This window comes from Treponema peruense, from assembly GCF_016117655.1.
Classification (GTDB): Bacteria; Spirochaetota; Spirochaetia; order Treponematales; family Treponemataceae; genus Treponema_D; species Treponema_D peruense.
This window is the reverse complement of sequence record NZ_CP064936.1, coordinates 2439537-2453367: the sequence shown is the minus strand read 5'-3', so window position 1 is coordinate 2453367 and position 13831 is coordinate 2439537. Positions and strand designations below refer to the sequence as shown.

Annotated in this window: 9 protein-coding genes; 4 read left to right on the top strand and 5 right to left on the bottom strand. The window is 43.3% G+C overall.

All coding sequences use genetic code 11. The annotated features are described in order from the left end of the window. Positions 1-5: 5 nt before the first annotated feature. Positions 6-1289 carry a UDP-N-acetylglucosamine 1-carboxyvinyltransferase gene (murA, locus tag IWA51_RS11245; RefSeq protein WP_177528401.1) on the top strand — a complete coding sequence of 428 codons (1284 nt, stop codon included), beginning with the start codon at positions 6-8 and terminating at the stop codon, positions 1287-1289. A 46-nt stretch (positions 1290-1335) separates the two neighbouring features. Here murA and IWA51_RS11240 read toward each other — a convergent pair whose 3' ends face one another. The 3 genes from IWA51_RS11240 to IWA51_RS11230 all read right to left on the bottom strand — a co-directional run bounded on the left by IWA51_RS11240 (position 1336) and on the right by IWA51_RS11230 (position 5173). Then, positions 1336-3249 (bottom strand): hypothetical protein, encoded by a 1914-nt coding sequence (locus tag IWA51_RS11240; protein WP_198442487.1) that lies wholly within the window; start codon positions 3247-3249, stop codon positions 1336-1338. 7 nt (positions 3250-3256) lie between these two features. Beyond that, entirely contained in the window at positions 3257-4237 is a 981-nt protein-coding gene (locus IWA51_RS11235; protein ID WP_198442486.1) for a hypothetical protein, read from the bottom strand. A 384-nt stretch (positions 4238-4621) separates the two neighbouring features. Continuing rightward, positions 4622-5173 carry an STAS domain-containing protein gene (locus IWA51_RS11230; RefSeq protein ID WP_198442485.1) on the bottom strand — a complete coding sequence of 184 codons (552 nt, stop codon included), beginning with the start codon at positions 5171-5173 and terminating at the stop codon, positions 4622-4624. 437 nt (positions 5174-5610) lie between these two features. Between IWA51_RS11230 and IWA51_RS11225 the strand changes: the two genes are divergently transcribed. Genes IWA51_RS11225 through mnmE form a run of 3 tightly spaced genes read left to right on the top strand, consistent with a single transcriptional unit; the run spans position 5611 to position 12302 of the window. Then, entirely contained in the window at positions 5611-8469 is a 2859-nt protein-coding gene (locus IWA51_RS11225; RefSeq protein WP_198442484.1) for a M16 family metallopeptidase, read from the top strand. Between the two features lie 43 nt (positions 8470-8512). Next, positions 8513-10909, top strand: coding sequence for a putative glycoside hydrolase (locus IWA51_RS11220; protein WP_198442483.1), 2397 nt, complete (start codon positions 8513-8515; stop codon positions 10907-10909). Continuing rightward, entirely contained in the window at positions 10902-12302 is a 1401-nt protein-coding gene (mnmE, locus tag IWA51_RS11215) for a tRNA uridine-5-carboxymethylaminomethyl(34) synthesis GTPase MnmE (RefSeq protein WP_198442482.1), read from the top strand. The genes IWA51_RS11220 and mnmE overlap by 8 nt, the downstream gene beginning before the upstream one ends. 128 nt (positions 12303-12430) lie before the next feature. On the opposite strand, the gene IWA51_RS11210 is transcribed toward mnmE, so the two are convergent. Further along, positions 12431-12841, bottom strand: a complete 411-nt coding sequence (locus tag IWA51_RS11210; RefSeq protein WP_177528394.1) for a bacteriohemerythrin — start codon at positions 12839-12841, stop codon at positions 12431-12433. A 24-nt stretch (positions 12842-12865) separates the two neighbouring features. After that, entirely contained in the window at positions 12866-13765 is a 900-nt protein-coding gene (locus tag IWA51_RS11205) for a 1-acyl-sn-glycerol-3-phosphate acyltransferase (RefSeq protein WP_177528393.1), read from the bottom strand. Between the last annotated feature and the right edge of the window lie 66 nt (positions 13766-13831).

Here is a 13831-nt window from a genome sequence, read left to right as displayed (position 1 = left end):
TCAAAATGTACGAATATCAGATTGAAGGCGGTTTTCCAATAAAAGGAACAATCCGTGCTTGCGGAAACAAAAATGCGGCTCTTCCGTGTATTGCGGCGTCCATGCTTACAGAAAAACCGGTAATACTCAGGAACATTCCCGAAATAGAAGACACAGGGGTTATGCTTCTTATTCTTCAGGCTTTGGGAGTTGAAGTCGAAAAACTGGAACACAATACCTGGAAAATTCAGGCAAAAGAAATAATCCGCAACGATATACCTGCTGAACTGAGCAGAAAAATAAGGGCTTCAATTCTTTTTGCAGGACCGCTTATTGCAAGAACAGGAAAAGCCATTATGCTTCCGCCCGGAGGAGATGTAATTGGCCGCAGAAGACTGGACACGCATTTTATTGCTCTTCAGGAACTTGGTGCACGCGTTTCTATAGACAGTAAATTTGAGTTTACTGCCAATAAGCTTGTAGGAAAAGATATCTTTTTGGACGAAACTTCAGTTACCGCAACAGAAAATGCACTTATGGCTGCAGTTCTTGCAGAAGGGCGTACTGTAATTACAAACGCTGCGAGTGAGCCGCATGTTCAGGATTTATGCACAATGCTGAATATGATGGGTGCAAAAATTACCGGTGTAGGAAGCAATATTCTTTACATCGACGGTGTGCCATCTCTTAACGGCTGCGACTTTACAATCGGTCCTGATTTTATGGAAATAGGTTCTTTTATTGGTCTTGCAGCTGCGACTCACGGGGCAATTACAATTACCGGTGTCAATGAAAAACAGCTGCGGCCGTTGCGTGTAGGTTTTAGCAAACTGGGAATCCGCTGGGACATAGACGGGGACAGGCTTTCTGTTTCTGAAGATCAGGAAATGCGTGTTAACACAGACCTTGGCGGTATGATTCCCAAAATAGATGACAGTCCGTGGCCTGGATTTCCGCCTGATTTGACTTCCATTATGACGGTTGTCGCCACCCAGGTAGAAGGAACCGTGCTTATTTTTGAAAAAATGTTCGAAAGCCGCATGTTCTTTGTAGACAAACTTATAAGCATGGGCGCACGCATTACTCTTTGTGACCCGCACAGAGCGGTTGTAAGCGGCCCCAGTTCACTTCACGGCGACCACCTTGTATCTCCAGATGTAAGAGCCGGAATGGCAATGGTTATAGCTGCGATGGCTGCTCACGGTGAAAGCCGCATAAGCAATGTTTACCAGATAGAGCGCGGTTATGAACACCTTGTAGAAAGGCTTCAGGCTTTGGGTGCACATATTAAGCGCGTTGACATAGACTGATTTTTGTTCAGCTCAACGTGCATAATACGCGGGGCGGTTTGATTTTTTAGTTCTTGCGCGAAAGAAAATTCAGCGAGGCAAGGGCAAAAAGAATTGTGTAAAAAACCGTTGCCGCGGCCAGTGCCCCCATTCCGAATATTCCTACAATCAGATAATTGAGCATTCCAAAAAGATAATAACAGCTGTTCAAAATAATAAACATAAGAAATCCGTAAAGGGGAATTATTATAAGCCACGAAAATTTGAACAGCGCTGACTTGTCGCTTATTCTGTAATTCCACCCGGCTACGGCACACATAATGCATATTATGAGCATAAACAGCGGATACATTGCCCGCGTAACAAGAATTTCAGAAAACACTTCTGCAGAAAAACCGTAGTGAACGGCTTTTTTTACAAATCCTGCAAGAAAATAAAGAGGCATTTGCTGTGCTCCGGACGAAGCTTCACTTATAACAGCAAAATCGGAATAAGGCATCGGAAGAATCATCGAAGTAAACGGAATAAATTCTGACTTTATGTTGGTTTCTGTTCCTGCATCATTTCCGGCTTTTGAAAACCCAAGTTCAGAAACTATTTTGTCAGGAATTCCTGTTTCTTTGAACGTGAATTCAGGGCTGGTGATAATTCCTTCCCCGGTTCTTGAAACGGAACAAAGCTGAACAAAAGGAACTGACTTCCATTCTTTTGCCAATCCCATTAATGTTCGTGCGTTTGCAGAAAAGTCTGCTGCATTTTGTTCAATAACTTTTGCGTAAGGTGCGTGAAATGCGTATCTGAACACTCCGTTGCGCCCGTAGTTTACAACATCCAGCGATTCAAGGTAGCGCACCGAACCGCCGTTTCCTTTTACGTCCATTGCGCCTTTTATATAGAAGACAGTTTTTGTTCCGTCAGAATTGCTGAGCGCAAAATAAATGTTGTGTGTATTTTCCATGCGGATCATTCCGTCTGTTTCGTCAAAGAAAAAATACATGCTTTCTACGCCTTTTTTTGCAAGTGAAAGAAATTCTTCTACATCGGGATCGGCTTCTATTGTTTGTGAAGAAGACTCCAGCGAAAGAAAGATGTAGTATGATTTTAAAAAGTCACGGCTTAACAGAAGTTTGTATCCTTCGTATTTTTTTTCGTAATAGGCACGTTCTTTTTCTGAACCAAAGGCTTTGGGCTCATTCAGTTTGTTCCACGCATCGTTTGCAGCAGAAATGGCTTCGGTTCTGTTTGTTTCAGTTCCTTCACAGCACTGAACGGCAATCTGAGCCCAGTAATGTGCATTGAACCAGTCGCCCGAGGCCGCCGCAGTTTTGGATTTTTCTATAAGTTCTTTTACGGAATATCCTTTTTCGTTGAAAATTCCGGCGGCGCTCACTTTTGCTTTTTCTGATACCTGCTGCGGTTTGACACGGGATTGTTCATGAAGCTCGCGGTCACGGGCAAGATCCGCACTGTTCTGTGCAAGATGAAGCTGGCGGTTTGCATAAATGTCGTCCGGGGCTATGTCGCATGCCTTCTGTGCGTACTGCAATGCAAGAAGAGGGCGACCTTTTTGGAGCATGATTTTTGATGTCGCAAGAGACTCTTCAAGTTCTACAGGAGCATTTTCTTTTTGAACAATCTGCGCTTTGACTGAAGGAATGAAAATTTCTGTATTCAGCATGAGAATAAAAACTATAAACAACGAAACAATCAGTATATTTTTGAAGCGTACGGTCATTCCGTGTGAAAAACGTACTGCACTGTCTGCTGTTCCTTTCTGCCATTGGATTGAACAGGCAAATGTTATTCCGCTTATAAAAATAACAGGCAAAAGTGAAAGAAAGTATTCTGTTCCGCGAAGAAATCTGTACCCTGCTGCAGCTCCTTCAAGAAGAACGGGAACACTCTGAAAAAATGAAACGCCGGTGCACAAAATAAAAACCAGCGTTGTGTATATTCCCATGCAGACAAGAATTTTTTTCATTTGTTTTTTATTCTCCCGTTTTTGAAATGTCTCTTTTCGTTAAGGAAATAATTCCGATTATGAGAATAAGGATAAAATATGTTATGTTGAATATAAGCTGAACCGGACTGGAATTTTTGGGCATAAAGCCGAGTGAATTTTTCAGAAAGCTGTCTGCGTTTTGAAGGAGCATTCCGCCTGCGACTGTTATATTGACTGCAAAAACCGTAATGATGTTTCCGGCAATGATTATTACGTTAACAAGCCGCCACTTTGAAATGGCTGTCAGAAAAACCGCCGCGAGCATTGCAAGACCCATTGTTGCGTAACAAATCCATGTAAGGTATCCTGCTTCATATGCAGCATGACATTCTGCTATAAAAATACCGAAAGTTCCCGTTACAAGTTCCATGGCTCTTGGCATGCGTACATTTTTTTGTATGAGTGGATCGGCAAATCCTGTATATGAGTCAGCAGCCTTTACATTTTTGAATGTATAAACATTTGTTTCGTTGTCTGCGCGGGCGGCTGTGTCAATGCAGAGTCCGTCTGCAATATTGTTTTCTCTTACTGCGGAATAAAACAGGATTTTTGTTCCGTCAGTTCTGAAATATCCCGGGGAAAGGTGGCGTTTTTCTGTTGGCTGCTGAAGGCTGTTCTGCGCAGATGCATAAAGGTTCATGCAAACGGGAACAAGCACCAGCCACGAAACAAGACCCAGTACAAAGTAGATTGAAATGTAAACGGCTTTGTGCAGTCTGTGTCTAATAATGTAAAAGCACATGAACACACCGCCGAGCATAAGCGTAACCGGTCCAACCAGAATCACACCCCCCAGAAAAAGGGAAAAACTCAGCGCAGAAAGTCCTTCGCCTGCAACAATAGATGAACAGGCTGTATAAATCATGTACAGAACAGCACATGCCGACGTTCCCACAAGAACAATCAGTATGTATGCGAGTATAAGCTTAAGTATATTTTGCAAAACTTGGTTACCAGAAGATTTCATCTTTCTAAAGCATATCACGGACAGGGAATAAAAACAAGAATTCGCTACATAGTCCGAATTCAAAGAACATGAATTCACAGGGGCAGCACTGTTTTACCACAGGTTTTACACAAAATAAATGATTATAATATAAGTAATTATAGTATTTATCCACAATTTATGGTATAAAATGTCTTCCACAGTATGCCAATGTAAATGCATCTCCTCGGGGGACAGGGAGCATTTTAACCTGTACGGGCAGACGCAGTTATCTACCAAAACTGCTTTTTCCCGCGCGGATCTTCCCGTACACCCGCGTCTCTGTTATCATAACTAAATAAAAAAGCCCTCCCACAGTTAGCGGAAGGGCAGTATATGCGTTAAAAAAGTGCTTGTTGTTCCGGCTTATCCCAAAAAGATTTGAGCCTGCTGGTCAATAACAAGAATAGACTTACAGTCAGAGCATCTGAAGCGGCCGCTCTTTGTAGCCTTGAGTCTGCGTGAACATACCGGGCACACAAATACTTTGGGGAACAAAGATGTCTGTGCAGAAACAGCAGGTTCTGAGAAGAAAGAAATCGAGTCTTCGAGAGATTCCTTGATGTTAAAGAACTGGCTGAATCCCAGAAGCTGGAATACTTCGTATACTTTGGGCTGAATGCTCAGAAGAACAATATCACCGCCCTTTGGTTTTACCAACTTAAGGAATGCCGTAAATGAGCCGATTCCGGTAGAGGATACATAATTAAGTCCTGCACAACTGAAAATAAGATTTATATATCCTGCGGAAACTATTCTGCCAACCTGATTCTGAAAATAAACCGAGTTATATGTATCAATATAGCCGTTAAGAATAATCAGAATAGTATTTTCCTTGTTTTCGACTTTTTCAAGACTAATTTTGAGACTGGAATCTTTTTCTTCATCGAATCCTGGTACAATCTCGTTATTGCTCATGCTTCACTCCATAAAATCTAGCCGCAGTTTGTTTAAGTATAATGCATAACCGTAAAAATATCAATTATGTCCAATATTTTGTGCTGATTTGAAGAAATTTTGTTACTTCGTATCTGTAAAAGCAACGTCCGTATGGGAAGACGTACGTCTAAAAAGACAATACTTAACGAAAGTTAAAATGCGCGAAGGAGGACGCGGGAAGCGGAAATGACTTGATTTTTAGTTGGCGCGAAGCGACAAACGATAGTTTCTACGCAAAAATCACGTCAAGGCCAATATTGGCCGGTTTTCGATTTCTGCGGCCGACTGGGAGCATTTTAGCCTGCGCTGCACTTATCTAATCAAACTGCGTCTTACCACGCGGATCTTCATGTAAAATGCGGAATTAATTTGCACACTGAACAGTAACTTAAAATTGTGATAGAGTTTATATTAATATGAGAACTATAAGAAAAAATGTAATCCTCGCTGTACTTTCAGCCACAATCCTCGTCCGCGCCTTTGCCATGCAGACTCCGGTAGAAAATCTGCATGAATATACTCTGGAGAACGGACTAACGGTATTCGCCGCCGAAAACCACAATGTTCCGCTTGTATACATAGAAATTGCGGTAAGAACCGGTGCCATATCCCAGACCCCAGAAACAGCCGGTCTTTTTCACCTGTATGAGCACATGATTTTCAAGGGAAATTCCCTTAACCCTACAGCAGCTTCTGTAACTGCGGCTCTTTCAGAACTTGGAGTTTCATCCTGGAACGGAAGTACCGGTGTAGACAGGGTAAACTACTTTTTCACAATTCCTTCAGACAAACTAGAAGAAGGGCTTGCTTTCTGGAATGCGGCGGTAAGATTCCCCCTTATGAGACCCGAAGAATTTGAAAGCGAAAAAAAAGTCGTAATGGCAGAAATTGAAGGGGACTTTTCAGACCCTTCTTCGGTCTATTCATACGGAATAAATTCACGCATGTTCCCGGATGCTCCTTACAAAACTGACCCGCGTGGTTCCTTTGAGTCTGTAAGCAAGGCAACACTTGACCAGATGCGCGACATACAGGAACGGTTTTATATTCCGTGCAATTCAGCCCTTTTTATTGGCGGCGACATTAATCCGCAGGAAACGCTGGAACTTGTAAAAAAAATATTCGGCACCTGGAGCAATAACGAAAATTCCGCCCCGGTGCAGACTGTACGGCAGAATCCCGCACCGCTTTCCCAAACAGAATATTGTGTAATTCCATACGACAGGCTTCCCGAAGATTCCGCCTATGTAGAAATTTACTACAGAGGACCGGACACTGCCTTTGACATAGAAGATACATATTCTGCAGATTACCTGGAAACACTTCTTTCTGACCCATCCGGAATATTCAAAACACAGCTTGCCGGTGACGAAGAACTGTCTGTTCCGGGTACAGATTATGTTTACGGTGGCTACAGGACCGTAAAGGCAAACGGGCTTTTTTCATTCGGTGCAACTCTTTCACGCGCACAGGAAAATCTGGCCGGCCGTGCGGTAAAAATGTCTTCGCTTATTCAGGATAAGATACTTCCGCAGATTGCAGCAGACAAAAGCCTTTATTCAAAAAAACGCGTACGGCAGATTGCCACAAACCTTAACGACGACATGATGCGCTCCTGTGAAACGGCGGGTGCGCTTATGTCAAACCTTAGTTTCTGGTGGTCGGTAGTTGAAAGTTCCTACTATTATACTTATATAGACAACATGAGGCAGGTTTCGCAAAAAGACGTTGCTTCTTTTATTGACAGATATTTTACAGACAAAAAGCCTCTGGTCGCGGTACTTGTAAACCCCGTTACCTATGAAAAACAGAAAACCGCTTTTGATGAAGCTTCATTTACCCTTATAACACAGGAAAATTCTGTCTGGTGTAACGAAAGCCGATTTGCACGTGACGAGACAAAAGTTGCGCATAATGTTCCCCAACTTTCGCCGCAGGATGTGTACCGCGTTCAGGACAAGACTTCTTCACAAAAAAATGAACATGTAACGGTTCCGGTTGAGTCTGCGGTTTTAAAAAATGGAATTCCGGTTTATGTACGCAAAAGCGACGGACACATGTCATCAGTATATGTGGCTGTACGTGGCGGAACGGAGAGCCTTCCCGAACAGATGTCAGGACTCGAGTCAGCACTGTTTTCTGTCATGGCCGAAAGTTCTGCAAAGTATGACTACGAAAGCCGCCGCAAAATCTCTTTTGAAACAGGTTCATCTGTAGGCAGTATGTGCAAAATGAGCGGAAGTGCACTTTGTGTTACCACGCTGGACAAATATATGCCGCGTATGCTTGGTGTACTTGCAGACGGTTTTATAAACCCCGTGTTTGAAGACAAAGTAATGCAGAATCTTCTTCTTGAATGCAGAACGTCAGTGCAGAAATCACAGAACAATCCACCGTCGCTTCTTTTCAGAACACTTATGGACAGCGTTTACAAAGGCCATCCTTACGAAACAACTGTTGCGGTTAAGGAGGATTCTCTCGCTTCAATTACGGCCCAAAACATGAAAATGCTTCACAAAGAACTTATGGATCCTTCAAGAATTTTTGTTGTGGCAACAGGCAGTGTGGACACAAAATTGGTGGTAAAAATTCTTGACAAAACACTCGGCCGTCTTGAGCGCAAAGAATCAGGCAGTCAGCAGGCAAATCCTGAAATAAAACCTGTAGTAATAGAAGAAACTGCACCTGTTGTTAAAGTCCATCCGTCGGCAGCCGGAACAGCGTATGTCGCAAGAGTTTTTGCTTCACCTGCCAATACGTCGCATGATTTTATTCCGGCAGTGCTGGCTTCCCAGATTCATTCAGACATAATGTTCAATGTTGTGCGCGAAAAATATGGTGCATGTTACAGTCCTTCAAGTTCTGTCATAGGTTCAAAAGCTCCTGTCGGAACAGAAATTCTTGTTAACGTTTCTGACAAAAAAAACTTTGCATCCTACATGAAAGAAGCACGCACTCTTATGGCGCAGGGCAAAGTAATAGAAGATGTTTCCCCTGACGGAACATACGTTTTTGCCTCGGGGGCCGAAAAACTTGACTCCTACAAGAATTCGTACATTACGTCAACATACGCGTCTTCTGCTTCTTCAGGTGGAATGGCCGAGCGCATGGTTTACAATCTTTTTCAGTTCAACGACATTGACTATGACAAGATTCAGCTTGAGCAGGTAAGAAACACTACTTTTGAAGAAGTGCTTGATGTCTTTGACAGATACTGGATTAAAGGAAACGCAAGATGGTTTGCGGTTTGCGGTGACGGAGACATCAGTTTCTGAAAACAAAATTAAACCCTGAAACAAAACTGCCGATACTAACAATATGCGAAGTTTTGTTTTTAAAATTTGTGCTTTTGCTTTTGTTTCGTTTAACCTGAGTCTGGCTTTGTTCGGTCAGACAAAACCGCTTTACAGACTTCCCGAGTCTCTTCCAGAACGCAGTGCCGCCGGTTCTGACAATAACTTTCTTGTCGGAACAGAAAACGGCCTTTACAGGGTTCTGCCTACGGGACTTGCGGAACCTCTTTGGACAGAAGGCGGTGTAGAACGCATCCTTAAAACTTCGGCACGCTGGTATTTTGTTACAGAAAAAGGCATTGTGTCTTCTGCAGATTTAAAGACCTTTACTGAATGCAACAACGGAATTCCATTTCTTACGATAAAAAATTATGACGGCAAAAACAAGAATCTTGTAAAAAAAGCACCGCTCCTTAAAGATATAGCCGTCGACCCTTTTAATCCCGACATTCTTGTTACCGCAACAAAGGATGCCGTTTATCTTTCGCGCGACGGTGCAAAAACCTGGAAGTCAATCGGTTCAATGAGTACGGGAACAGCCGGAATGAAGGCCGTTGCAGTTTCGCATATGCCGGTTTATTCTTCAGGCGGAACAGAATCTGCAACTGAACTGGTTGTTTTTATGTCGCATCCGATATACGGCTTAAGCTATTACAGAGCAGATGCCGCAAGACCTTCATGGCAGGACGTAAGTGCCGGTTTTGCAGCAATGCCAAGTCTTACCCAGCCCGACGAAATTGCAGACATAATTCCGGTTGTAACAAAGCGTGAAGACGGTTCTGTCGGAACAGAAATTTATCTTTCACAGAGTTTTATGCCTAACATCTACCGGTTTGACTGGAGAAACAAGCGCGCCATAAAAATTTACGAAGGAAGTCTTCCCTGCGATACAATAGACGGACTCTGCCAGACACCAGAAGGAATTGCATATTCTACTCCAGGAAAAGTCCGCCAGTTTTTGTTTGCAGACGGAAAAACGGCCGACATAGACGGGTTTGAAAACTGGCGTCTTCTTTTGAATGCACCGCGTTCTCTGGTAAATTCAGCTTATGTACCGGCCTCTCTTTCGGGAACAGGCAGCGCTCTTACCCTTTCAGAACTGTGGCTTTTGAATCCCGACATGCCTCTTACGCCGTGGGGATTACGTGCAGACAAGAAAAAGGCAATTTATGTTTCTGCCTATCAGATGCGGAATATGGAAGGCATTCAGAAATACCGCCGCATTATTTCGCAGAACAAACTTAACTCGCTCGTAATAGACATGAAGGACGACTACGGTCTGCTCAGATTTGAACCAGAAAGTCCGCTTCTTAAACAGAAAGGAAAGTCCACACAGTACAAAATTGATCTCGACACATTTACGCGCGAGTTCAAGCAAGACGGAACTTATCTTATTGCAAGAATTGTTGTGTTCAAGGACAAAAATCTGGCAGCCTATGGTAAAAAACAGTACGCAGTCTGGGACGATGCAACAAATTCCCCATGGGTAGGAATACGCGGAACAGAAGATGTAACGGACGAAGAAGGAAATGTTACCGGAACAAAAACTGTCTATTATGACGAAAACTGGGTTGACCCTTACAGTGAAGAAGTATGGGAATATAACGTAGAAATTGCGCAGGAACTTATAAGACGCGGATTCGACGAGATTCAGTTTGACTACATAAGATTCCCGACAGACGGAACAAATCTTCGCCGGGCAAAATACAGATGGCGTGACAGCGGCATGGACAAGGAAAGTGCGCTTGTTTCATTCTTGGCATATGCGCGTGACAACATAAATGCTCCGATAGGAATAGACATTTACGGCGCAAACGGCTGGTACCGCAGCGGAACACGTACAGGACAGGACGTTGAACTTATGAGCGACTATGTTGATGTTATCTGTCCTATGTTCTATCCGTCACACTTCGAGCAAGACTTTTTGGAATATCCGCCGGTAAAAGAGCGTCCGTACAGAATTTATTTTTACGGAAGCTACAGAAATACCGTCATCGGAAGAAACCATATTCTTGTGCGGCCGTGGGTTCAGGCATTTTATATGGGCGTGCGTTACGACAGGCAGCATTATGACAAAAATTATGTTCTGCGCGAAATATTCGGAGTACGTGACGGCGTTGACCACGGTTACATGCACTGGAACAATTCCGGCAAGAATTACGAAGACATAAGTCCCGATCCGCAAGATGACGAAGTTTCTCCGTGGGCAGCAGACGAAGCAGATCTTCAGAAACGGCTTCCTGCATTCAGTTCTGGGAAAAAAGACAGCACAAACGTTCCCCAGAATGCAGATTCAGAAAAAGAACGCAATGAAGCAATGATTTCAATATTGAATACTGTTCTTGAACCTGAACTTTCTGACGCAGCTTCGGTACCGGTCAATCTTCTTAGAATAGAGCCGTTCGGAGCAGTTCATGACTAACACAGGATACACGCCCGAAGAGCCCATTGCTGCCATAGCCACAGCTCTTGCACCGGGAGCAATCGGTATTGTAAGAGCCAGCGGAAAAAACTGCATTGAGCTTGCTGCAAATTTTTTTTCAAGGCCAAAGGCACTTTTGTCTGCCGCACCAAACACAATAGTTTACGGTTGGATAAAAGACCCTGCACGGGCGGAACAGGACTGCCGCGTAGATGAAGTTATGGCTGCCGTTTACAGGGCACCAAAATCCTTTACCGGCGAAGACATGATAGAAATATTCTGTCACGGAGGCGTTTCTGTTGTAAGGGCAGTTTTTGCTCTTTTTCTGCGGAACGGCTTTCGCCGTGCTGAACGTGGTGAGTTTACATTCAGGGCATATATCAACGGACGCACAGATTTAACCCGTGCAGAAGCCGTGCGTGAAATTATAGAAAGCAAAACAGACATTTCACGTACAAAAGCCGCTGCAAGACTTTCCGGAACACTTACTTCAGAGATTGCATCGGTAAAAAAGCTTGTCGTAGATACGCTGGCTTCAATCGAAGTAGAAATAGAATACCCCGAAGACGAAGAAAATATTTCAGATACTTTTGACCCTTCGGACCTTAACGAAGCCAGACAAAAGTTAATGCGGCTTTCGGACTCATGGAAAAGTGAAAAACTCTATCAGGACGGAGCACGCGTAGTTTTGTGCGGAAAAACCAATGCCGGTAAATCAAGTCTGTTCAACAGTCTGCTTAAGGAAGACCGTGCAATTGTAAGCGACATAGAAGGAACCACAAGAGACTGGCTCGAAAGCTGGGCCGACTTTGACGGAATTCCCGTAAGACTTTTTGACACTGCCGGCCTGCGTTCTACAAGTGATGAAATAGAAGCAAAGGGCGTGGAACTTGCAAAAGATTTGAGCAGTGAAGCAGACGTTCTTCTTTATCTTGTTGACTCCCGCACAGGACTTTCTTCTGATGACACAGAATTCTTGAAAGCGCAGAATGACATTCCGGTTATTCTCGTGTGGAACAAATGTGATTCACCGCAGAGTAAACCTGTTCCCAAAAATGACGGTTCGCTTTATGCTGAATGTGCATCTGTTTCGGCAAAGCGTGGCGACGGGGTAGGGGAACTTGCAGCTCTTGTAAGAAAAATTCTTCTTGCCGGAACATCATCACAGTCAGGTATAACAGGACTGGGCTCTGAAAGACAGAAAGCTTCTGTAAATGAAGCACTTGAACGTGTAAACCATGCACTTGAAATACTATCTTCCGGTGAATACGGTTTGGATGCCGTTGTTCAGGATCTTGAAGATTCCCTGGACAGTCTTGGCGAAGTGACAGGAGAAGTAACCCCCGATGATATACTCGGAAGCGTCTTCTCCCGTTTTTGTGTAGGGAAATAATATTGATTAATCCGCGGAGCGGATTAATCAATATTGGCGAGTTTCAGTACGCACTTTTAGTGTGGGCTAAAACTCGTGGTTAGAAAACTGATTGAATTTGGTCTTGATACTCGTGGTTTTGGAAACGATTACAGTTTTGTTTTTACGTAGGCGGCCCAAATTTTGTCGGCTTTGGCAATGTGTGTCAGAACCCAGTTTACCATATAAGAGTAGAACCTCATTCCGTCTTCTTTTTTGTCATCAGAAAGCTGCTTGATCTGGTGGTTAACTTCGCCTATAAAATTGTCATGGGCAGTTTTGTGAATGTCCACACCGGCATAGCCGTACTTGCGCATGAAATCTTCTTCATTCGAAAAGTGATACACAGTATAGTCAGTAAGTTTTTTAAGAACCTTTGACATGTTGAGTTTGTAGTTTTCTTCCGAACCGGCAGCTGCTTCATGAAGGTCATTTGCTAGTTCCAACAGTTTTTTGTGCTGGTTGTCAATTTCGGGAATTCCCAGAAGATAACTGTCATTCCATTCAATTTTTTCAGACATAGTTTCCACCTTGTTTTGAATTTTTTATTTTTTAATTCTTTCGGCTTCTACACGGTTGTGCTGGGCTTCAAGGATTTCCATTACATGGTCAATCATTTTCTGCTTCGGATCGGGTTCGTCTGCCGGAAGCGTTGCAAGGTAATCCTTTCTGAAAGATTTGCAGTCAATTACAGGAGATGCAGAAATTACCATCTTGTCAGGACCTACAACGTCGTTAAGCATGTCATCGTCACGCAGTTCAAGAATGTTTCCGTTTATGCTTATAAGAAGAACTATATCGAACATTCTCAAGTAACTGTCAATTTCGCGCAGACCTTTTTTTGTTTCGGGGTGTCCGGGGCGGTAACGTGTGCCTGAAGGGAATACAAGTATAACTTCACCGCGGCGTTTGCAGGTATCCATTGCGTGCATTGCGGCAAGATTTATTTTTCTCGCTTTCTGTTCTTCGGCTTTTATTTCTTCTTCTGACTGTGCGTTTTTTTCATTTTTTTCAAGGCTTCGTGTAGGATAAATTACAACGCGTGTAAAACTTTCTGCAAAGGCTCTTACAATCGGGTTTTCTTCGTTAAGCTTCATTCCGGCAATGGCAACAATATTTTTGGAAAGTTCGGCTGTTGTTTCTGTTCCGCAGTGTTCAAGCATGTAAAGAAGGACGGGAAGGTCTGTATTGGAATAATGTTCCATAAGAATAAGCCCGTGTTTGCCTGATTTTACCTGTCTGTAAAAGTCTTCAAAATTTTCAATTGAATCAATATAGCTTTCGGGAAGCAGATTCTGTTCAACCAGAAGATCCATTGTTACTCGGTTGGTTGAATTTCCCGGCTGGTAAACATTGGTTTCGTCAATTTTTGCGGCTGCCCTGGAATCTTGTGCAAGCTGTTTGAAATATGCACCGTACTTTTCCCTAAGCGACATCTTTTCCATAAAAAGCTCCAGTTAATTTTTACTCCGGAATATAAATTGAATCCGGAATTTTGACACAGATAAGTT

Coding starts and splice junctions, on each gene's coding strand:
- murA (WP_177528401.1), top strand. CDS start 6: ATGTACGAATATCAGATTGAAGGCGGTTTTCCAATAAAAGGAACAATC.
- IWA51_RS11240 (WP_198442487.1), bottom strand. CDS start 3,249: ATGAAAAAAATTCTTGTCTGCATGGGAATATACACAACGCTGGTTTTT.
- IWA51_RS11235 (WP_198442486.1), bottom strand. CDS start 4,237: ATGAAATCTTCTGGTAACCAAGTTTTGCAAAATATACTTAAGCTTATA.
- IWA51_RS11230 (WP_198442485.1), bottom strand. CDS start 5,173: ATGAGCAATAACGAGATTGTACCAGGATTCGATGAAGAAAAAGATTCC.
- IWA51_RS11225 (WP_198442484.1), top strand. CDS start 5,611: ATGAGAACTATAAGAAAAAATGTAATCCTCGCTGTACTTTCAGCCACA.
- IWA51_RS11220 (WP_198442483.1), top strand. CDS start 8,513: ATGCGAAGTTTTGTTTTTAAAATTTGTGCTTTTGCTTTTGTTTCGTTT.
- mnmE (WP_198442482.1), top strand. CDS start 10,902: ATGACTAACACAGGATACACGCCCGAAGAGCCCATTGCTGCCATAGCC.
- IWA51_RS11210 (WP_177528394.1), bottom strand. CDS start 12,841: ATGTCTGAAAAAATTGAATGGAATGACAGTTATCTTCTGGGAATTCCC.
- IWA51_RS11205 (WP_177528393.1), bottom strand. CDS start 13,765: ATGGAAAAGATGTCGCTTAGGGAAAAGTACGGTGCATATTTCAAACAG.